At 27.0% G+C, this 20,716-nt stretch carries 18 protein-coding genes, 2 riboswitches and 1 other annotated feature; of the genes, 14 read left to right on the forward strand and 4 right to left on the reverse strand.

The annotated features are described in order from the left end of the window. Positions 1 to 11 precede the first annotated feature (11 nt). From ACFIJ5_RS05680 to lysA, 4 genes are all read left to right on the forward strand, one after another. The gene (locus ACFIJ5_RS05680; protein WP_379804840.1) at positions 12 to 1,916 is read left to right on the forward strand and encodes a thioredoxin domain-containing protein; all 1,905 of its coding nucleotides are present in this window, start codon (positions 12 to 14) and stop codon (positions 1,914 to 1,916) included. Positions 1,917 to 2,052: 136 nt separating this feature from the next. Further along, complete coding sequence (locus ACFIJ5_RS05685; protein ID WP_379804843.1) at positions 2,053 to 2,922, forward strand: cation diffusion facilitator family transporter; 870 nt, start codon at positions 2,053 to 2,055, stop codon at positions 2,920 to 2,922. A 72-nt stretch (positions 2,923 to 2,994) separates the two neighbouring features. Further along, positions 2,995 to 3,163, forward strand: a riboswitch (Lysine riboswitch). 92 nt (positions 3,164 to 3,255) lie between these two features. Then, positions 3,256 to 4,455, forward strand: a complete 1,200-nt coding sequence (locus ACFIJ5_RS05690; RefSeq protein ID WP_379804845.1) for an aspartate kinase — start codon at positions 3,256 to 3,258, stop codon at positions 4,453 to 4,455. Positions 4,456 to 4,471: 16 nt separating this feature from the next. Next, positions 4,472 to 5,770 carry a diaminopimelate decarboxylase gene (gene lysA / locus ACFIJ5_RS05695; protein WP_379804848.1) on the forward strand — a complete coding sequence of 433 codons (1,299 nt, stop codon included), beginning with the start codon at positions 4,472 to 4,474 and terminating at the stop codon, positions 5,768 to 5,770. Positions 5,771 to 5,907: 137 nt separating this feature from the next. Here the strand turns inward: lysA and ACFIJ5_RS05700 are convergent, their stop codons facing one another. Further along, positions 5,908 to 6,735, reverse strand: a complete 828-nt coding sequence (locus ACFIJ5_RS05700) for a PRD domain-containing protein (RefSeq protein ID WP_379804851.1) — start codon at positions 6,733 to 6,735, stop codon at positions 5,908 to 5,910. Positions 6,736 to 6,968: 233 nt separating this feature from the next. Further along, positions 6,969 to 7,183: a binding site (T-box leader), on the forward strand. Between the two features lie 361 nt (positions 7,184 to 7,544). Here ACFIJ5_RS05700 and argS point away from each other — a divergent pair. Together argS and ACFIJ5_RS05710 are read left to right on the forward strand one after the other, a co-directional pair. Further along, positions 7,545 to 9,236 carry an arginine--tRNA ligase gene (gene argS, locus ACFIJ5_RS05705; RefSeq protein WP_379804853.1) on the forward strand — a complete coding sequence of 564 codons (1,692 nt, stop codon included), beginning with the start codon at positions 7,545 to 7,547 and terminating at the stop codon, positions 9,234 to 9,236. Between the two features lie 142 nt (positions 9,237 to 9,378). After that, entirely contained in the window at positions 9,379 to 10,176 is a 798-nt protein-coding gene (locus ACFIJ5_RS05710; RefSeq protein ID WP_379804856.1) for a ribonuclease H-like domain-containing protein, read from the forward strand. Between the two features lie 114 nt (positions 10,177 to 10,290). Here ACFIJ5_RS05710 and ACFIJ5_RS05715 read toward each other — a convergent pair whose 3' ends face one another. Genes ACFIJ5_RS05715 through ACFIJ5_RS05725 form a run of 3 tightly spaced genes read right to left on the reverse strand, consistent with a single transcriptional unit; the run spans position 10,291 to position 12,468 of the window. Beyond that, complete coding sequence (locus ACFIJ5_RS05715) at positions 10,291 to 10,458, reverse strand: FeoB-associated Cys-rich membrane protein (protein ID WP_379804859.1); 168 nt, start codon at positions 10,456 to 10,458, stop codon at positions 10,291 to 10,293. Positions 10,459 to 10,468: 10 nt separating this feature from the next. Further along, entirely contained in the window at positions 10,469 to 12,235 is a 1,767-nt protein-coding gene (gene feoB / locus ACFIJ5_RS05720; protein WP_379804862.1) for a ferrous iron transport protein B, read from the reverse strand. Positions 12,236 to 12,243: 8 nt separating this feature from the next. Then, positions 12,244 to 12,468, reverse strand: a complete 225-nt coding sequence (locus ACFIJ5_RS05725) for a FeoA family protein (protein WP_379804864.1) — start codon at positions 12,466 to 12,468, stop codon at positions 12,244 to 12,246. A gap of 231 nt (positions 12,469 to 12,699) precedes the next feature. Between ACFIJ5_RS05725 and ACFIJ5_RS05730 the strand changes: the two genes are divergently transcribed. From ACFIJ5_RS05730 to ACFIJ5_RS05765, 8 genes are all read left to right on the forward strand, one after another. Beyond that, positions 12,700 to 13,098 (forward strand): PilZ domain-containing protein, encoded by a 399-nt coding sequence (locus ACFIJ5_RS05730; protein WP_379804867.1) that lies wholly within the window; start codon positions 12,700 to 12,702, stop codon positions 13,096 to 13,098. A 95-nt stretch (positions 13,099 to 13,193) separates the two neighbouring features. Next, positions 13,194 to 13,302: riboswitch (SAM riboswitch) on the forward strand. Positions 13,303 to 13,379: 77 nt separating this feature from the next. Beyond that, on the forward strand, positions 13,380 to 14,363 hold the full coding sequence (locus ACFIJ5_RS05735; RefSeq protein ID WP_379804869.1) for a methionine ABC transporter ATP-binding protein: 984 nt from the start codon (positions 13,380 to 13,382) through the stop codon (positions 14,361 to 14,363). Continuing rightward, positions 14,353 to 14,994 (forward strand): methionine ABC transporter permease, encoded by a 642-nt coding sequence (locus tag ACFIJ5_RS05740; RefSeq protein WP_379804872.1) that lies wholly within the window; start codon positions 14,353 to 14,355, stop codon positions 14,992 to 14,994. Before ACFIJ5_RS05735 ends, ACFIJ5_RS05740 begins: the two co-directional genes overlap by 11 nt. 153 nt (positions 14,995 to 15,147) lie before the next feature. Beyond that, positions 15,148 to 15,954 carry a MetQ/NlpA family ABC transporter substrate-binding protein gene (locus tag ACFIJ5_RS05745; protein WP_379804876.1) on the forward strand — a complete coding sequence of 269 codons (807 nt, stop codon included), beginning with the start codon at positions 15,148 to 15,150 and terminating at the stop codon, positions 15,952 to 15,954. 165 nt (positions 15,955 to 16,119) lie between these two features. Continuing rightward, on the forward strand, positions 16,120 to 16,860 hold the full coding sequence (locus tag ACFIJ5_RS05750; protein ID WP_379804879.1) for an HAD-IB family hydrolase: 741 nt from the start codon (positions 16,120 to 16,122) through the stop codon (positions 16,858 to 16,860). Continuing rightward, the gene (locus tag ACFIJ5_RS05755; protein ID WP_379804881.1) at positions 16,857 to 17,513 is read left to right on the forward strand and encodes a ribonuclease H-like domain-containing protein; all 657 of its coding nucleotides are present in this window, start codon (positions 16,857 to 16,859) and stop codon (positions 17,511 to 17,513) included. The genes ACFIJ5_RS05750 and ACFIJ5_RS05755 overlap by 4 nt, the downstream gene beginning before the upstream one ends. A 132-nt stretch (positions 17,514 to 17,645) precedes the next feature. Further along, the gene (locus tag ACFIJ5_RS05760) at positions 17,646 to 19,319 is read left to right on the forward strand and encodes a GspE/PulE family protein (RefSeq protein WP_379804884.1); all 1,674 of its coding nucleotides are present in this window, start codon (positions 17,646 to 17,648) and stop codon (positions 19,317 to 19,319) included. A 139-nt stretch (positions 19,320 to 19,458) separates the two neighbouring features. Further along, complete coding sequence (locus ACFIJ5_RS05765; RefSeq protein WP_379804887.1) at positions 19,459 to 20,670, forward strand: type II secretion system F family protein; 1,212 nt, start codon at positions 19,459 to 19,461, stop codon at positions 20,668 to 20,670. The last annotated feature ends 46 nt before the right edge of the window (positions 20,671 to 20,716 follow it).

Raw genomic sequence — 20,716 nt, forward strand, 5'->3', positions numbered from 1 at the left:
CAGAAAAATACATGGATAATAAACCAACTATTACCTTTTTGTGTGTATGGTGTCATGTAATGGAAAGAGAATCTTTTGAAGATGAAGAGGTAGGAAAACTATTAAATGAAAATTATGTTCCTATAAAAGTTGATAGAGAAGAAAGACCTGATATTGATAGTATATATATGACCTTTTGTCAGATGTTTTCTGGTAGTAGAGGATGGCCTCTAACTGTATTTATGACACCTGATAAGAAACCATTTTATGTGGGAACATATTTCCCAAAAGAAGATAGATATGGAAGTGCAGGTTTAAAAACTATATTAAATTCAATAAGTACTATGTGGAAAAATGATAGGGAAAGCATAGTTAAAAAAAGCAATCATGCTTTAGAGAATATGAGAGAATCAATAGTAGATATAAATAGAAAATTAGATAATAAAATAATGGAAAAAGCATATTTAGAACTAGAAGATAATTTTGAGCTTGAATATGGAGGCTTTGGATTAATTCCTAAATTTCCAATACCTCATAATCTAAGTTTTTTACTAAAATATTATACAAATAGCGGTGATGATAAAGCTTTATATATGGTGGAAAAAACACTTAAAAGTATGTATAAAGGAGGCCTATTTGATCATGTAGGATATGGATTTTGTAGATACTCTACAGATGAAACATGGCTTGTTCCTCACTTTGAAAAAATGCTTTACGATAATGCACTTTTGGCATTTGTGTACACAGAGACTTATGTGGTAACTAAAAATGAATTTTATAAAGAGGTTGCACAAAAGATTTTTGAGTATGTAATTAGAGATATGACATCAAAAGAAGGAGGCTTTTATTGCGCTGAAGATGCAGATTCAGAGGGAGTTGAAGGAAAATTTTATGTTTGGGATAAAAAAGAAATTGAGGATTTATTAGAGGAGGAAGAAAAAGAAATTTATTGTAAGTATTATGATATTACTTCTAAAGGAAACTTTGAAGGGTTGAATATACCTAATTTAATAAATAGTAATTTAGATGAAATAGAAAATAATAAAAAATTAAAAGATAAACTAAACAATATAAGAGAAAAACTTTTTGATTATAGAGAAAAAAGGATACATCCTTACAAAGATGATAAAATATTGACTTCATGGAATGGACTTATGATTGCAGCATTATCTTATGCTGGTAGAGTTTTTAATTGTGATAAATACATTGAATGCGCTAAAAATGGAGTAGAATTTATTTTAAACAATTTAATGAATGATAATAGGAGATTAATGGCAAGATATAGAGAGGGTGAAGCTGCACATTTAGGTTACTTAGATGATTATTCATTTTTCATTTGGGGATTAATAGAGTTGTATGAAGCCACTTTTGAAAGTAAGTACTTAAAATTAGCAGTGAATTTAAATGAGGATATGATTAATTTATTTTGGGATGAAAGTAATGGAGGGTTCTTTTTATATGGAAATGATGGTGAAAAGCTCATAGTTAGACCAAAGGAAATTTATGATGGAGCTATCCCATCAGGAAATTCTGCAGCTGTTTTGGATATGTTTAGATTATATAAAATAACGGGTAACATTGAATTAGAGAATAAAGTAAGTAAAATGTTTGATACTTTTGGTGGAAGAATAAACAATAATCCAAGTTTGTATACATTTTTTAATATGGTAATATTATATAACAAAGTAGGTGGTAAAGAAATTGTTATTTGTGGAAATAAAGATAATGAAATTGTAAAACGAATGATTAAAGAAGTTAATGATAGATTTTTACCATTTACAACTGTTGTATTAAATGAAGAAAGAGAAATACAAGATTTAATTCCTTATATAAGGGAATGTCCTAGAGGAAAAAATAATGTAAGTGTATATATGTGTGAAAACTATGCTTGTGGTAAACCAATAACATGTTTAGCAGAATTTATAAGTAGATTATAGACTTAGTAATATCAAATTTCATTATCAATTGATATTTAATATTGATGCTTGAAAGTAGTTACAAAATGGAAATTGTAATCATATACTATATAATAATGAGTATGAGTTTGTTATCAATTAAAAATGAGTTGTAAAGGTGAACTCAAATGAAAGGTATATGATTGCTAAGAAAGTATCTAAAATGTCTATAATTCTTAATATTATATTATCTATAATAAAAGTTACAGCCGGTATAATAAGTAAAAGTACTGCAATGGTATCAGATGGCATTCATTCCTTATCAGATGTGTTAAGTACTGCAGCTGTAATTATAGGGCTGAAGGTATCAAGCAAACCAGCAGATAAAGAACATCCATATGGTCATGAAAAATTAGAACCTATATTTACCAAAATATTAGCAGCAATACTTATGTTAACAGCAGTGGGAATAGGATATAAAGGAATAAAATTAATTGCTGTTAAAAATTTTTATATACCAGGTAGATTAGCTTTATATGCTGCTGTAACTTCTATAATTATAAAGGAATGGATGTATAGATATACTGTTAAAGCTGCTAAAAAAATACAAAGTTCAGCTTTAAAGGCTGATGCATGGCATCATAGATCTGATTCATTTTCATCTATAGGAACTTTTATAGGGATTTTAGGAGCTAGACATGGTTATCCTATATTTGATCCATTGGCTTCTATATTAATATGTGTATTAATACTAAAAGTTGCAGTAAGTATATATAAAAATGCTATTAATCAATTAGTAGATCATGCAGCAGATGATAATACCGTTGAAATAATAAAAAATGAAATAAAGAGAACTAAAGGTGTAGTAAGAATAGATGAGTTAAAAACAAGATTACATGCAAATAAGTTATATGTAGATGTTGAGATTTCTGTTAATAAAAATGTATCTTTCAGTGAAGCTCATGATATAGCAGAAAAAGTACACTTTAATATAGAAAATTTACAAGAAAATATAATTCATTGTATGGTACATGTAAATCCATATTAAAAATTGAGTTAAAAATACTTGCATTGATTTGCTTTTTATGTTAAACTAATAAAAATTTAATATTGAAATTTTACCTAGGGTAGAGGTGCTGAAGTTAATAGTACTTATTTGAGTTGGCAAACAGTGAAGATAAGGAAAGGAGCAACAGCCGAAGAAAGTAAATTGGCAGGTTTATTTTCTGGTTTTATATAGAATATATGTAAAACTGTCGCACGCTAATGTGTGGAGAGCTACAAGGAAGTATCTTATGCATTTATTTTATTATTTTGATATATAAATTGCGGCAAGGTTTCCTTGCCGCAATTTTTTTAAACAAAAAAGGGGGTAACAAATGTGGCAGTTATTGTACAAAAATATGGTGGAAGTTCTGTGGCTACCATAGAAAAAATTAAAAATGTAGCAAGATTATTAGTAAAAAAGAAAAATGAAGGAAATAGTGTTGTAGCGGTTGTATCTGCTATGGGGGATACTACAGATAATTTAGTTAAACTTGCAAAAGATATTTCTAATACTCCAGATAAGAGAGAATTAGATGCACTACTATCTACAGGTGAGATGGTGTCAGCTTCATTAATATCAATGGCCATAAAAGAAATTGGAGAAAAGTGTATAAGTTATACGGCTTATCAAGTAGGAATAAAAACTAATGGAGTTTATGGAAAATCATTAATAGATAGCATAGAGTGTTCAAAAATACAAAAAAGCCTTAGTGAAGGAAATATAGTAATAGTAGCTGGATTTCAAGGTATAAGTGAGAATGGAGATATAACTACTTTAGGACGAGGAGGGTCTGATACATCAGCTGTTGCACTTGCAGTACAATTAAATGCTGTCTGTGAAATATATACTGATGTAGAAGGGATATATAGTGTAGATCCTAGAAAGTATAAAAATGCTAAAAAGTTAGATGTTATAGATTATGAAGAAATGCTTGAACTTTCAAGTGTAGGTGCAGGAGTAATGCATTCAAGGTCAATAGAATTGGCTGAAAAATATAAAATTCCAGTGTATGTTGCATTAAATAGTGGAGATAAAAAAGGTACTTATATTAAGGAGGCAAACGATATGGGAATGGAAAGTAAAATAATTACTGGATTAGCAACTAGTGACGATGATGTAGCTGTAACATTAAAGGATATTGATTTTGATATAAATATAATATCAACTTTATTTAGTGAAATAGCAAATAAAAGAATAAATATTGATATGATAAGTCAAACTGCACCTATGAATGGTAAAGTTAATGTATCATTTACACTTCCTAAAGAAGAGTTAAAAGATTGTATGAATATAATTAATAAATATTCAGGTAATAAAAATATAGCAATTGATGAGAATATAACAAAGTTTTCTGTAGTTGGTATAGGTATGAAAACTACATCAGGTGTAGCAGCTAAAATATTTAAATTGTTTAGTGATAATAAAATAGAAGTAAAAATGATAACTACATCAGAAATTAGAATTACTTGTGCTATAAAACAGAGTGATAAAGCGAAAGCAATTGAAATTGTAGCAGAACAATTTAATTTATAACTTGGGGGAATTAACAATGAAATTATTTGGAACAATGAATGTAATTGATAATACATTACATATAGGTGGACAAAATGCTGTAGATTTAGCAAATGAATATGGTACACCACTTTATGTTATAGATGAAAAACTAGTTAGACAAAATTGTAGAAGATATATAAATAGTTTTAAAGGTTTGAAAGGTAAAAATAAAGTAGCTTATGCAGGAAAAGCGTTTTTACCTAAAGCTATGTGCCAAATAATAAACGAAGAGGGTCTTAATTTAGATGTCGTATCAGGTGGAGAACTATATACAGCTTATAAAAGTAATTTTCCTATGGAACGTGTTATATTTCATGGAAATAACAAAACTGTTGAAGAAATTAAAATGGGATTAAATTTGGGTGTTGGCACATTTGTAGTAGATAGTTTATATGAAATAGAAAAAATTAATGAAATTGGTAAGCAAAAGAGTAAAAAGCAGAAAATTTTAATGAGAATTACTCCAGGGATTGAAGCACATACACATGATTACATAAAAACTGGACAGATTGATTCAAAATTTGGATTTACAATGGTTGAAAATAGTATATTAGAGATGATAAAAAAAGTAATAAGTTTTGAAAATATTAATTTAATAGGATTTCATTGTCATATAGGATCTCAAATTTTTGATATTGAACCTTATGAAGATTGTGCAGAAATAATGATGGATCTTATAAAAAGAGTTAAAGATGAGTTGAATTATGAAATTAAAGAATTAGATTTAGGTGGAGGCTTTGGTATATATTATTCAAAAGGAGACAAACCAAAAGAGATAGAAGAATATTGTGAAGTTATTTTAAATAAAATAGAAGTAAAATGTAAAGAATTGAATATGGAAGAACCCAAATTAACTATAGAACCTGGTAGGTCAATAATTGGAAATGCAGGTACTACATTATATAAGATTGGTGCTATAAAAGAGATACCTAATGTAAGAAAATATGTAGCAGTAGATGGTGGAATGACTGACAATATAAGACCAGCTCTATATAAATCACAATATGAATGCTGTATTGCTAATAATTTTAAAAATATAAATAATAAAGAGGTAACAATATGTGGAAAATGTTGTGAATCAGGTGATATTTTAATTGAAGATACAAATATAAGTGAGGCTAAAAGTGATGATATTTTAGCGGTGTCATCTACAGGAGCATATTGTTATTCGATGAGTAATAATTATAATAAAATTCCAAAGGCAGCAGTAGCTTTGGTAAAAGATGGAGAAAGTAAAATTATATGCAAAAGACAAACTTATGAAGATATAATAAAAAATGAAATAGCATTATAATAGTAAAAAATAGGTTATCTAAAGTGATAACCTATTTTTATATATTATTATTATGAAATTCATTTTCTGCAGCGATTGTATTTCATCTTTGAAAGTTGAGTATGAAACTAATGAAAGCATATTATAATTAATAAAAGTTAAATTTCAGAAAGTCGTTTAAGATGAAGAGCTATATAACCTATCTCATCTTCAGGAACATGAACTGAAAATAGACTTTCAATTTTTATGGATACTTTAATAGCAGCTGTGTATTCGTTGCATAATTGCTGTTTTATACTGTCAAGTAAGTAATTTTTTATTGTCTTCTTTTGTGTTATTCTTTCTAATGTAAATTTTATATGTGTTATTGTTCTAGCATACTCTAAGCCATTTTTATCAAGCTTCTTTTTTAGTAATTCACCAATTAAAGCCATAATTTCACCAATTTTTTTCGTATAGGTTAAAGGATTACTTACATTGTCAGAATTAATAGCTGCGTTAATATGAAGACATATGAAACCAATTTCATCATTGGGCAAATAAACATTAAAACGTTCATTAATCATTGATACAGCTTTTGATGCTAAGTCATATTCTTTTGGATATAATGCTATAAGTTCATGTAAAAATGGGTTCCTCATTTGAATACCTTTTCTTATACGTCTTATGGCAAAGTTAATATGGTCTGGTAAGGAAACATGGAGAGCATCATTTAATTTAACATTTAGTTCCTTTTCACATAAGGATATAATTTCCTCAGAAATACCTACAATTTTACGATCGATAATTTTAAGAATTTTCTCATAATTTTCTTCTGATTCAGATGATGCCTTAATAAACATATTTTCTATTCTGTTTTTAGGAACTTCGTATCCTTTTTTTAAATCAAATCCTATTGCCTTACCAATTAGTATTACTTCTTCAGTATTTTTTTTTGCCACAACAACATTATTGTTTAATACTTTTTTAATAATATAATTACTCATACTATCCTCCTAAAAACAATAACCCTTTAGGACTAAAGTTGCTTTTATATTTATTATATACTATTTTCAGAAATTATCTAGGAAAAATATATTAAAATCGCGAATAAAATCGAAAAATTGATATAACAATATATATTTATAGGAATATGTATAATATTGGTGTAAGAATACTTTAACATTATCTTGACAAAAATCAATTAGTAATAATATAATGTATTGTAAAACATAATATAATAAATTCTATGAAAAGGAGAGTACTCTTTTAATTTTTCTTAAGCGAGCAAGGGAAGGTGGAAGCCTTGTAGGAAATAAAGGAGGAAGAGAACCTTGGAGAAACTGCTTGAAAAGAATATATCTTAGTAGGGTAAGTCGCTATATGCGTTAAATATTTAAGAGGACTAGTATTAGTCAATTAGAGTGGTACCGCGGAAATATACCCGTCTCTACATATGTTATGTAGAGACGGGTTTTTAATTACTTAATTTAATTTTCGCAGTAAAAAAATACTGCTTAGCGAAGGAAAATGATATATTGCGTAAGAAACATTTGAACAAAGTTTACAAGTTCTTAGCTTTACGAATTTGAAAAAAGTTATTTTTTAATTACTGATTCCTACGGAATATTAATTAAAAAATCTTTTTTCAATATGAGTAAAGCTTAGAACTTGTTACTGAAGTGAATAGTTTCTAAGCAAGATATCATTTCCCGTAGCGGCTATTTTTCATCTGCGAAGGTCGAGTTATTTAATTTTGCAGTGTTATTATTGGAGAAATGAATGATTAATATAAATAAAGTGTGGAGGTAAAATTATGGATTATAAAGAGTTGATTGCAGAAAAAATAAAAGAACATGTTGATTTACAGTTGGAAGAAATATTAGAGCTTATAGAAATACCACCAAAATCAGATATGGGAGATTATGCATTTCCTTGCTTTAAACTTGCAAAAGTTTTTAGAAAAGCTCCAAATATGATATCAGAAGAACTTAAAGGAAAAATTAATAAAGACGGGTTTGAAAAAATTGAAAATTTAGGACCATATTTAAATTTCTTTTTAGATAAGTCAGCAGTTGGAAAAGAAACAATAGAAAAAATATTAAGTGAAAGAGAAAATTATGGAACAGCAAATATAGGAGAAGGTAAAAAAGTTGTTGTAGAATATTCTTCACCTAACATTGCAAAACCATTTCATGTAGGTCATTTATTTACTACAGTTATAGGAAATTCTTTATATAAAATATTATCTTCTCAAGGTTATGATGTAGAAAGAATTAATCATCTTGGAGACTGGGGAACTCAATTTGGTAAATTAATTTCAGCTTATAAAAGATGGGGTAATGAAGAGGCATTACAAGAAGAACCAATTAAAGAATTATTAAGAATTTATGTTAAATTCCATGATGAAGCAGAAAAAGATCCAGCACTTAACGATGAAGGAAGAATGTACTTTAAAAAATTAGAAGATGGTTGTAAAGAAGAAACAGCTTTATGGAAAAGATTTAGGGATTTAAGCTTAAAAGAGTTCAAGCAAATTTATGATATATTAGGTGTTGAATTTGATTCTTATGCAGGAGAAAGTTTCTATAATGATAAGATGGATGCTGTAATAGAAGAAATAGATAAAAAAGGACTGCTTGTAGAGAGTAATGGGGCTAAAGTTGTAATGCTTGATGATTATAATATGCCTCCATGTATAGTTAAAAAATCAGATGGTGCAACTATATATGCAACAAGAGATTTAACAGCTGCTATTTATAGAAAGAAAACTTATGATTTTTACAAAAATATATATGTAGTTGGAACACCACAAGCACTTCACTTTAAGCAAGTATTTACAACATTAAAACTTATGGGAAATGAGTGGGCAGATAACTGTAAGCACGTAGGTTTTGGACTTGTAAAATTTGCAGATAGAAAATTATCAACAAGAAAAGGGGAAGTTATATTCTTAGATGAATTATTAAATGAAGCAGTATCTAAGACTTTAGAAACAATAAATGAAAAGAATCCAGAGCTTGAAAATAAAGAAGAAGTAGCTAAGAAAATAGGTATTGGTGCAGTAATGTTTACTTATTTGAAAAATAATAGAGAAAGAGATATAGTATTTGATTGGAAAGAAATGCTTAACTTTGATGGCGAAACAGGTCCATATGTACAATATACTTATGCAAGAGGTAAGAGTATATTGAGAAAATTAGGAACTGCAAGTGAAGAAGTTGACTACAGCAAGTTAAATACAAAAGAGGAATTTGAACTTATTAAGAATCTTGGTGGATTTAATGATGCTATAAGTAATTCTATTGATAAATTGGAACCATCTATAGTTACTAGATATATAATAGAAGTTGCAAAAGCATTTAATAAATTTTATAATTCACACAGCATTGCAAACGCTAAAGATGATGAAACTAAAATGGCAAGATTAAGAATGGTAGAAGCTACTTGTGAAGTTATTAAAAATGGATTAGGATTATTAGGTATAGATGTTGTTGAAAAAATGTAATATAAATATTTTATAATAATTAAAATGACACATGATTAATTTACATAATCATGTGTCGTTTTAATTTTTTTGTATTTATAGTTTGTAAGTATATTTGTGATATAATAAAAATGATAATTTAAAAATAAAGTTGGTGGTAAAAATGTTTATTAAAGAATGTACTAATGAATTAAAAATAAAAGGAAATGTATTAAAAACATATAATATGAAGGATATATGTTATTTTGATATTGAAACTACTGGATTTAATAAAGAGCAAGATAAAATTATGTTAGTTTCTATAGGATATTTTATTGATATAGATAAGTTTCATATAAAACAGTATTTTGCAGAAGACATAGAAGATGAGAAAGAGCTTTTAATGAAATTTAAAGAGGACATAATAAGCTTTAATACATGGTGTTCTTATAATGGAATAGCTTTTGATGAAGCATTTATTCTTAAAAGAATGGACAAGTATGAAATAGAGTTTGAATCTCCCTTAAATCATGTAGATTTATATAGGATAATAAGACCATACTATGAACAATTGGGTATGAACAGATGTAATTTAAAAACTGTTGAAAAATTTATTGGAATAGATAGAACAGATGAAATTGATGGAGGACAAAGTGTTGATTTATATTATGAATATTTAGAATGTAAGAACGATAGTATAAAAAATGTAATAATGCTGCACAATTTTGAAGATGTTTTAGATTTACCTTTGATCTTTAATTTAGTTTATAAAATAGATATGGATGATGAATTAGAAAGAAAAAATTTAATTACTAAAAAGCAATTGAAATATTTAAAATACCTTTTAGAGAAAAATGATATAAAGTATGCATCTAATGTAGAAAAAATATCTAAGAAATATGCATCAAAAATGATAAATATGTTTGTAAAGGATAATGTAGATATTAGATATGTAAAGAATGCTTTAAATAACAGCTATTAAAACAAAGATTAAAATACAAAGAATAAAGTCTAAATGAGGATGATTTTCATAAGGTAAACTTTGGGAAAATTTAAAGCTTTCTGCTTAAGCAGAAAGCTTTTTTAAAAATTAATTTTAATTATCTTTTTGTTTTTCTTCTTCTTTTTTCTTTCCATAATAAGTACAGTGTGAAGAACAATTACTGCAGTTACATTTTCCTGATGCTTTGGATTTAATATTTTTGTATAAAAAATAACTTGCAGCACTAATTATTATTACAGTAATTAATATTTCTACAAACATAATAACACCTCTAAATAAATAAATTACCAATATTAAATATTAAGAATGATACAATCCAGGCTAAACCAATTTGATATAAAACAGAGAAAATAGCCATTTTTCTTCCGTATTCTTTTCGCATTACTGCTACAGTAGATATGCAAGGTGTATATAGTAATATAAATACTAAAAAAGTATAAGCTGATAATGCATTAAAATATTGTGGAAGAATTAATTTTAAGTTTCCACCATAAATTACTCCCATAGTACTTACAATAACTTCTTTTGCCATAAGTCCTGTAAGTAGGGACACTGAAGTTTCCCAAGTACCAAATCCTAAAGGTTTAAAAATTGGAGCTAGTATCTTTCCGAAATAAGCAAGAAAACTTTCATTAATGTTATTAACCATTCCATTAAAATTGAAATTAGATAGCAGCCAAACTAAAATTGAAATTGAAAAGATAATTGTTCCAGCTTTTTTCAAGAAACCTTTACCTTTATCCCAAGTGTGTAGTAATAGATTCCTAAAATTAGGCATTTTATAATCAGGAAGTTCAATTAAAAATGGTTCTTCATCTTTCTTGAAAATTGTATTTTTAAATAAAAATCCTATTATGAATGCTAATATTATTCCAAGTAAATAAAGAGAAAATACTACTAACGTTTTATTATTTGGAAAGAATATTGTAGCAATCAATGCATAAACAGGTAATCTAGCATTACAAGACATAAGTGGTACAAGTAATGCTGTAAGTTTCCTATCTTTTTCACTTTCTAATGTTCTAGCAGACATTATACCTGGTACAGAACATCCAAAACCTACTATTAAAGGTATAAATGCTTTACCTGAAAGTCCCATTTTGCGCATTAGCTTGTCCATTATAAATGCAGCTCTTGCCATATAACCACTATCTTCAAGAAAAGATATACCCATGAATAATGTTAAAATTATTGGTAAAAATACGATGACAGAACCTACACCATTTATAATTCCGTCAACTAGAAGAGATCTAAACCATTGACTTGAATTTGATAAAAGTAAATTTAGTTTTGGTATTAAAATATTATTCAGTCCTAAATCTAATAGATCAGCTAAAGGTTGTCCAACCCAATTAAAAGTAAATTTAAATATAATAAATAATATAAACAAAAATATTGGATAGGATAAAAATTTATGCAGTACAATTTTATCTATTTTATCAGTTGGAGTTTCAGTTTGAGTATTATTGTACTTAATACATTGACTTAAGATTTTTTCAATGTAATTATAAGTTTCTTTTTCACTTTTGAAATTATGTGTATTTAAACATGATGTAAAATTAAAGTTATTGTTTAAAATAATATTTTCAATTTTATCTATTCCTTTGCTTTTAGAAGCAGCTATAGGAATAACAGTAACACCTAATAGATTTTCTAGTTTATTAAAATCTATTATAGTTCCCTCAGCTTCAATTACATCAATCATATTTAAAACTAATATTATTGGTTTGTTAAACTGTTTTAATTGAGTAGTTAAATATAGATTTCTAGCAAGATTAGAAGCATCAACTATATTAATTATCACATCTACGTTGCCGTTAAGTAAAAAGTTTTTTGATACCTTTTCTTCATTTGAAAAGGTGTCCATAGCATATATACCTGGTAAATCTACTATTTTAAAATTTGTATTTAAAAAACCTTCTTTTTTTTCAACAGTAACTCCTGCCCAATTTCCTACATATTGATTAGAACCAGTTAGTAAATTGAAAAGTGTGGTTTTCCCTACATTTGGATTTCCAACTAAAGCTGCGGTAAACATTTAAGTGTTTAAACCTCCTTGATGAATATATTTTTTGCATCATTTTTTCTTATAGCTAAATCGAAACCTCTAAAGTTTATTATAAGAGGATCTCCTAAAGGAGCAGTTCTTTTTAATAATACTTCAGTACCTTCTATACAGCCTAAAGCAAAAAGCCTTTTAGCTAATTTTTCATTACCTTCTATATTGTTTATAAAAGCTTTTTGACCTGGCTTTAAATCAGTTATGCTCATAATAGAACCTCCTTGTAATTGCGAATGAAAACAATTCTCAATGAAATTTTAACATAGTAATTCATATTTGTCAATATACTATTGTTGGGTTTAAAATAGAAAAAATAAATAAGATTATCAGTTATAGTAAACATTACATAAAGATGAAATTATAAGTTCATTGTATAAGAGTTGAGTTAAAAATGATTATACTAAATATGATATAATATGAATGGAAGGGGTGGGGTATGAATGGCACATGTCGACTATTTTAATTCAGATAAATATAATGTGGAGAAAAGAAAATATAAAAGAGTTGATTTTAAATTAGATTTATATTATCCAGTTATTAACAACAAAAGCATATATAAAAATTTTACAGGGGATAGACCTATACTTACAGCAATAAATTTGTCAGAAAGCGGAATATGTTTTAAGAGTAGAATAAAACTTAAGAAAGATGATTTTATATCATTTCTTATGAAAATAGATAATAATCCATCATTTTGGTGCTTATGTGAAGTAAAGTGGGTAAAACCTGAAGAAGGATTTTGTATAGTGGGATGTGAATTTTTTCTATTAAAATTAAATCAAATGAATACTATAAAAAAATATGTATTGTGTAAAGATACAAAAATAAATCAAATTTGAAATATTTAATATAAAATCTTGCAAAAAAAGTATTGACAATTTTAAATTATATTAATATAATTAAGACAGTTATTTAAAATTAAATATTATCTTAGTACTTATCCAGAGAGGTGGAGGGACTGGCCCGATGAAGCCCGGCAACCGGTATTGCATAGAGCAATATAACGGTGCCAATTCCTGCAGCATTATGCTGAGAGATGAGAGTGATTTTAGTTTTGTAAAGCAAGCTAGAGATTATTCTCTAGCTTTATTTTTTTTATAAGAGTAAAGGAGGTATAGCTTTGATAAAAATACAAAGTTTAAATAAATGCTATTCTAATGTGAAAGTTCTAAATAATGTGAATTTAGAAATTGGAAGAGGAGAGATATTTGGAATAATAGGTAAAAGTGGCGCGGGAAAATCTACATTATTGAGATGCATAAACAAATTAGAGGAGTGTGATTCAGGTAATTTAGAAGTAATGAATAAAAACATTAATGTTTTAAAAGGGAAAGGGTTAATGGAGTTTAGAAAAGAATTAGGTATGATATTTCAAAATTTCAATTTGTTAAGTAGAAAAGATGTATTTCATAATGTAGCTCTTCCAATGGAATTTTGGGGAATAAGTAAAGAAAAAATACATAGTAGAGTTATGGAACTTTTAGAATTAGTGGGACTTAAAGATAAATATAAAAGTAAAGTTTCAGAGTTGAGTGGTGGTCAAAAGCAAAGAGTTGCTATAGCGAGAGCTTTAACATTGAATCCTAAAATTTTACTTTGTGATGAGGCTACATCAGCTTTGGATCCTGAAACAACAAAATCTATATTAAAATTATTGAAGAAAATAAATGATGAATTAGGAATAACAATAGTTATAGTGACTCACCAAATGGAAGTTATAAAAGAAATATGTGAGAGAGCAGCTGTAATGGAAAATGGTGAAATAAAGGAATTAAGAAAAGTAGAAAATTTATTTTTAAAACCTAGTGAAACAATGAAAAGATTATTAGGAGAAGAAGAAATTATCCCAGATTACGGAGTAAATATAAAATTATTTTATTCAAAAGAAAAGAGTAATCAATGTGTAATAACTTCTATGGCAAGAGAATTGGATATTAATTTTTCTATTGAATGGGGTAAGCTTGAAAGATTTAGAGAAGATGTATTTGGAAGTCTTATTATTAATATTGCAGATAATAATAAAGAAAAAGTTATTGCATATTTAAATATAAATAATATTCCATGGCAAATGATAGATTGTGAGGTGATAAAAAATGTTATTTAAACAAATTCTTTTTCCAGCACTTTTAGAAACAATTTACATGGTAGTAGTATCAACTATATTAGCAGTTGTACTTGCAATAATTCCCTCTGTCATACTTATAGTAACTAGTGAAAAAGGTTTAAAGCCCAATAAATACATTTATTCTATTTTGGATTTTATAATAAATATTCTTAGATCTTTTCCATTTATAATACTTATGATAGCTATAGTTCCTATAACTAAATTAATTGTAGGTAAAACTATAGGTACAACAGCAGCTATAATACCACTTACAATAGGAGCTATGCCCTTTGCAACTAGAGTTATTGAAGGAGCCATGAAAGAAGTTGATTATGGAATTGTTGAAGCGGCAAAAGCTATGGGGGCTAGTAACTGGCAAATAATTTTTAAAGTTATAATTAGTGAAGCACTTCCTTCTATAATAAATGGTATTACTTTAACAGCTATAACTGTAGTTGGATATTCAGCTATGGCAGGTGCTATAGGTGGACGTGGACTTGGTGATGTAGCAGTAACATATGGATATTATATGTTTAAAACAGATGTAATGATATATACAGTAATAATTCTTATAATATTAGTTCAGCTAATGCAGTGGTTTGGAAATTTAGTATATAAGATTTTGAAATAAATTTTGTTTATGTTTATTAAATCAAAACTTCAAATTACATATGAGTATGAATACTTTGCAGTGCAAAGTTAAAATGTTATACCTAGATGACTTTAACGATTTAAAACATTAAATCGTTAAAGCATTCATGAAATTAAAAAAGGAGAGATAGAAATGAAAAAGATAATTACAGTAATTATTTCAGTATTTTTAATTTTTGGTTTAGTAGGTTGTGGAAATTCAAAAGAAGCCTCAAAAAATCAAGACAAAAAGACAATAGTAGTAGGAGCAACGCCTGTACCTCATGCAGAAATTTTAGAAAAAATAAAACCTATACTTGAAAAGAAAGGGTATAAGCTTGAAATTAAAATATTTAATGATTATGTTATACCAAATACAGCATTAAATGATGGAGAATTAGATGCAAACTTTTTCCAACATATCCCTTATTTAAATAAATTTAATTCAGAAAAAGGTACTAAATTAGATTATACTGTAAAAGTACATTTGGAACCTATGGGATTATACTCTAATAAAATAAAAAAGATAGATCAATTTAAAAATAATGTTTCTATAGCTATACCTAAAGATCCAACTAATGGTTCTAGAGCACTTAGATTATTAGAGAACGAAGGGCTTATTAAACTTAAAAAGGGTGAACTTGTAACAAAATTTGATATAATAGAAAATAAACTTAATTTAAAAATTCAAGAATTGGATGCTCCTCAACTTCCAAGAGCATTAAATGATGTTGATGCTGCAGTTATCAATACGAATTATGCACTGCAAGCTAATTTAAATCCTACAAAAGATGCTATTGCAATTGAATCTAAAGATTCACCTTATGCAAATATACTTGTAGTAAAAAAAGAAAATAAGGACAAATCTTATATAAAAGTTTTAAGTGAAGCATTAAATTCTAAGGAGATTAAAGAATTTATAAAGGAAAAATATAAAGGAAGTATTATACCTGCATTTTAATAAATTAACTGCTGCAAAGAAAAGTTCTAGTGCAGCAGTTTTTATTTTTATTAATGGTAGTAATGAAAAGAGTTTTTTTAGTATAATAGTAATGTGTATATATTTTGTTATAATTTTATAAAATATAGTATTATATTTATGATAATGATGAAAGGAATGGTATAATTGAAAACAGCAGCGGCATTTTTTGATATAGATGGTACTTTATATAGACAGGGATTATTATCAGAAGTTTTTAAAAAACTTGTTAAATATGAGATAATAGAACCTGAAAAATGGTACAATGATGTTAGACCTGAGTACTTAAAATGGGATAAAAGAAAAGGTAATTATGATAATTATCTGTTGAAAATGGCTTCAATATACATAGAAGCTGTAAAAGGAATGCATAGATCACAAGTTGAGTTTATTGCAAAAAAGGTTGTGGAACAAAAAGGCGATAGGGTGTATACTTATACAAGAGACAAAATTAAATGGCATAGAGAACAAGGACATAAAGTAATTACTATATCAGGAAGTCCAGTAGAATTAGTTAGAGAAATGGCAAGTAAACATGGATTCGATGATTATAGGGGAGCAGTATATAAATTAAATGGAGATATTTATACAGGAGAAGTAATTCCAATGTGGGATAGTGACAGCAAAAAAGAAGCTATAATGGATTTTGTATACAAATACAACATTGACTTATCAAAAAGCTATGCATATGGAGATACGTCTGGGGATTTTTCAATGTTTGAATTAGTTGGTTCCCCAGTTTGTGTAAATCCAACAAGAGAACTTATTACTAAGGCATTAAAGGATGAAAGGGTGAAGAAAAAGTTACAAATAATAGTTGAAAGAAAAGATGTTATTTATAATTTGACTGCGGAAAATATTCAAATATTAGAAAGAGTGGTAAAATGATTTTAAGAGAAAATACAGCAAAAGTTGGTAAGTGTGATAATCATTATGCATTACCAGTGACAGATGATGTGGAATTTTATAAAAGTGCTATATATTTTGATTTAGAACATTATGTTAATAGAAAACCAATATGCGTAGGAGTTTTTGGATGCTGTTATTATGATGAAAGTACTAATGAGTTAAAGGTTACTCAGTATATGATAGAGAATAAAAAAGATTCAATTGAGGTTTTAAATTTAGCAGCACAATATTTTAAAGAAATTAGGGAAAAACATAATAAAAAATATATAGTAACTTTTGCGGGAAATAATGATTTTACAGTTATAGATTATTTATTTAAAAAGAATAAGGTTGAGTATAATATACATGAAAACTTTAAGGAAATAGATCTTCAGAAGGAATATGAGAAAGTAACAAAATCATGTATAGGACTTAAAAATTTAGAAAAACAATTTGAAATAAATAGAGAAAGTGAGCTTATTAGTGGTCAGAATTTAGCTAGAACTTTTAAAAGGATAGTTAAGGATAGTGATTACACTAGAAGAATGCCTGATGAAAAGAAAGAAAAGATACTTCTCTACAATGAACAGGACGTTATAAGTTTATTTCAAATATGTACAAATTGGAAAAAATATTTAGAAGATAAGCGCTAACAAAGTAAAATTTGTTAGCATTTTTTATGTGAAATTTTAGAAAAATATATTTAATTATATAGAAAAAAATGATATAATTTTAATATATTATACAAAAAATGTAATTCATTCAATATTTTAGGAGAATGATACATGAAAAAAAAGTTAGGAGATATTTTACTTCAGCAGGGAAAGATAAACAAGGAGCAACTTAGAAAAGCTCTGTTAAAACAAAAAGGTACTGGGAAGAGATTAGGAGAATTATTAATAGAAGATAAAATAGTTACAGAAGAAGATATTTTAGAAGTACTTGAAACACAACTATCAGTTCCAAGAGTTTTTTTAAACGAAATATCCATAGGTTCAAGAGTAATACAGATAGTACCAGAAAGTATTGCATTAAAATATACTTTAATACTAATTGGACTATATGAAAATAAAATTCAAATTGCTATGTTAGATCCATTAAATATTTTTGCTATAGATGATGTAAAGATAGCATCTGGTTATGAGGTAAAGACTTATATTGCATCTTCTCACGAAATTAAGCAAGGGATTGATAAATACTATTCTAGCCAATATATGAAAAAAGTAGCTGAAGATTTATCTAAACAACAAATAAGTGCTCAAAAAAAAGAAGATGAAAAATTAAAGATTGATGATATAAAAAATGCACCAGCTGTAAGGCTTGTAGATTTAGTTATTAATAATGCGGTAAAGTTAAAAGCCAGTGATATACACATAGAACCTTTTGATAAATATGTAAAAGTCAGATATAGAATAGATGGAGTACTTAAAGAAATTTTTAAATATAACAAAGATATATATAATGCATTTATAACACGTATAAAAATACTTGCAAATCTAAACATAGCTGAAAAAAAAGTTCCACAAGATGGAAGAATACCTATGCTTATAAATAATAATTCAATAGACTTAAGAGTTTCTACATTACCTACTGTTTATGGTGAAAAAATTGTATTAAGAATATTAGACAGGAGTAATTTTTTAATTGGAAAAGATAAGTTAGGAATGAATAATGATGATATATATAAAATAAATAAAATAATAAAAAGTCCATATGGAATTATTTTAGTTACAGGACCTACTGGTAGTGGAAAATCTACTACATTGTATACATTTTTAAATGAGTTAAATAATAGTGAGAAAAATATAATTACAGTAGAAGATCCAGTGGAATATATGATGGAAGGAATTAATCAAGTTAACGTTAATGTTAAAGCAGGTTTAACATTTGCAGCAGCGTTAAGAACAATATTACGGCAGGATCCAGATATAATAATGATAGGAGAGGTAAGAGATGCAGAAACTGCACAAATAGCAACTAGAGCAGCAATAACAGGACATTTAATATTGAGTACAATTCATACTAATGATGCTCCATCATCTATAATAAGATTAATAGATATGGGAATAGAACCATATTTATTGGCTAGTTCAATGTCGGGAGTTGTATCCCAAAGACTTGTAAGAAAAATTTGTGTGCACTGTAAGCAAGAATATAAGGCAGATGATTTTACAAAAAAATTGATGGGACATGAAGGTGAAGAATTAATAATATGTAAGGGAAAAGGATGCAGTTACTGTAATAATAGTGGTTATTTAGGAAGAATAGGTATATATGAAATAGTGGAAATAACAGAACAACATAGAAATTATATAGTAGAGAATAGAAGTATTAGTGATATAAGAAAATTAAGTATAGATAATGGAATGAAAACATTAAAAGAATCTTGTGTAGAGTTAGTAAAACAAGGTATAACTACAGTAGAGGAATTGTTAAAAGTGAGTTTTTTACAAGAATAATGTTTTGTGAGCGCAGAACATATTATTTTTTTGACTAACTATGTAAAAAAAATACAAAAAAACTAAAAAATATAAAAAATAATAACACGTATATAAAATTTAAGACATATAATAATTAAAAGTTAAAGAGGTGTTTTTTATGCCTATATATGAATATAAAGTAATGAATAGTGAAGGAAACAAGCTTAAAGGTACTTTTAAAGCTTCTAATAAAAATGAAGTATTAGCAATGATTGAGGACAATAACTATTATCCAATATCAATAGAAGAGATATTAGAGAGAGAACAACAGGATATTCTTCAAAGTTTAAAAAAAGTAAGTATTAAAGATTTATATGTATTTTGTAGACAATTTTATACTATGCTTAATGCTGGGGCTAATATTTCAAATTGTATAAATATATTAAAAGAGCAAACTGAAAATCCTACTTTAAAAAGAAGTTTAAATGAAGTTTATGAAGATGTTCAAAAAGGAGTAACTTTTTCACAGTCATTAAAAAATCAAGATAGGGTTTTTCCAGAACTTATGATTAATATGATAGAAGCAGGAGAAGTAAGTGGTAAATTAGATGTAATAATGAATAGATTAGCATCACACTACGAAAGAGAAAATAAAATAAATAACAAAATAAAAAGTGCATTTATATATCCAGTTATATTAATAATTTTATCAATTACGGTAGTAACATTCCTATTAATTTTTGTAATGCCTATCTTTGTCGGTATGTTTCAAAATAGTGAAGTTAGCCTTCCTCTTCCAACAAGAATAGTATTATCAATAAGCACAGGAATAAAGAATAAATGGTACATCATATTAATATTAATAGGACTCGTGGTAGTAGGTATAAAAACTTATGCCAAAAGCGTTAGCGGAAAGATATTTTTTGATAATTTAAAGTTAAATAATCCTATAACAAAGGGAACAAATATTAAAATAATACTTTCTAGATTTACGAGAACTTTATCAACAATATTATATAGTGGTATACCCCTAGTTCAAGCATTAGAAGTTTCATCAAAAATAATTGGAAATAAAGTTGTAGAAAAAAAGATACTACAATGTAGAGATAAGGTTATAGAAGGAGAATCTTTAGCAGAAACATTGAAGACCATAGAAATTTTTCCATCAATGTTGAGTTCTATGATAAAAATTGGTGAAGAGTCTGGAGCACTAGATGATATTTTAGAAAAAACAGCAACCTTTTATGATGAAGAGCTAGATACTGCTTTAAAGAAAATGACTGCAATGATAGAGCCACTTATGATACTTATAATGGGTGTATTAATAGGATTTATAGTAATATCCATGCTTATGCCTATGTTCGATATGTTTAAAACAATTCCAACTTAAAATGATAATAAAATTTATTTTATTATAAAAATTATTAAGGGAGGCT

Origin of the sequence: Haloimpatiens myeolchijeotgali (assembly GCF_042688525.2) — a bacterium.
Lineage (GTDB): Bacteria > Bacillota > Clostridia > Clostridiales > Clostridiaceae > Haloimpatiens.

Coding starts and splice junctions, on each gene's coding strand:
- ACFIJ5_RS05680 (WP_379804840.1), top strand. CDS start 12: ATGGATAATAAACCAACTATTACCTTTTTGTGTGTATGGTGTCATGTA.
- lysA (WP_379804848.1), top strand. CDS start 4,472: ATGAAATTATTTGGAACAATGAATGTAATTGATAATACATTACATATA.
- ACFIJ5_RS05700 (WP_379804851.1), bottom strand. CDS start 6,735: ATGAGTAATTATATTATTAAAAAAGTATTAAACAATAATGTTGTTGTG.
- argS (WP_379804853.1), top strand. CDS start 7,545: ATGGATTATAAAGAGTTGATTGCAGAAAAAATAAAAGAACATGTTGAT.
- ACFIJ5_RS05710 (WP_379804856.1), top strand. CDS start 9,379: ATGTTTATTAAAGAATGTACTAATGAATTAAAAATAAAAGGAAATGTA.
- ACFIJ5_RS05715 (WP_379804859.1), bottom strand. CDS start 10,458: ATGTTTGTAGAAATATTAATTACTGTAATAATAATTAGTGCTGCAAGT.
- feoB (WP_379804862.1), bottom strand. CDS start 12,235: ATGTTTACCGCAGCTTTAGTTGGAAATCCAAATGTAGGGAAAACCACA.
- ACFIJ5_RS05725 (WP_379804864.1), bottom strand. CDS start 12,468: ATGAGCATAACTGATTTAAAGCCAGGTCAAAAAGCTTTTATAAACAAT.
- ACFIJ5_RS05730 (WP_379804867.1), top strand. CDS start 12,700: ATGGCACATGTCGACTATTTTAATTCAGATAAATATAATGTGGAGAAA.
- ACFIJ5_RS05740 (WP_379804872.1), top strand. CDS start 14,353: ATGTTATTTAAACAAATTCTTTTTCCAGCACTTTTAGAAACAATTTAC.
- ACFIJ5_RS05745 (WP_379804876.1), top strand. CDS start 15,148: ATGAAAAAGATAATTACAGTAATTATTTCAGTATTTTTAATTTTTGGT.
- ACFIJ5_RS05755 (WP_379804881.1), top strand. CDS start 16,857: ATGATTTTAAGAGAAAATACAGCAAAAGTTGGTAAGTGTGATAATCAT.
- ACFIJ5_RS05760 (WP_379804884.1), top strand. CDS start 17,646: ATGAAAAAAAAGTTAGGAGATATTTTACTTCAGCAGGGAAAGATAAAC.
- ACFIJ5_RS05765 (WP_379804887.1), top strand. CDS start 19,459: ATGCCTATATATGAATATAAAGTAATGAATAGTGAAGGAAACAAGCTT.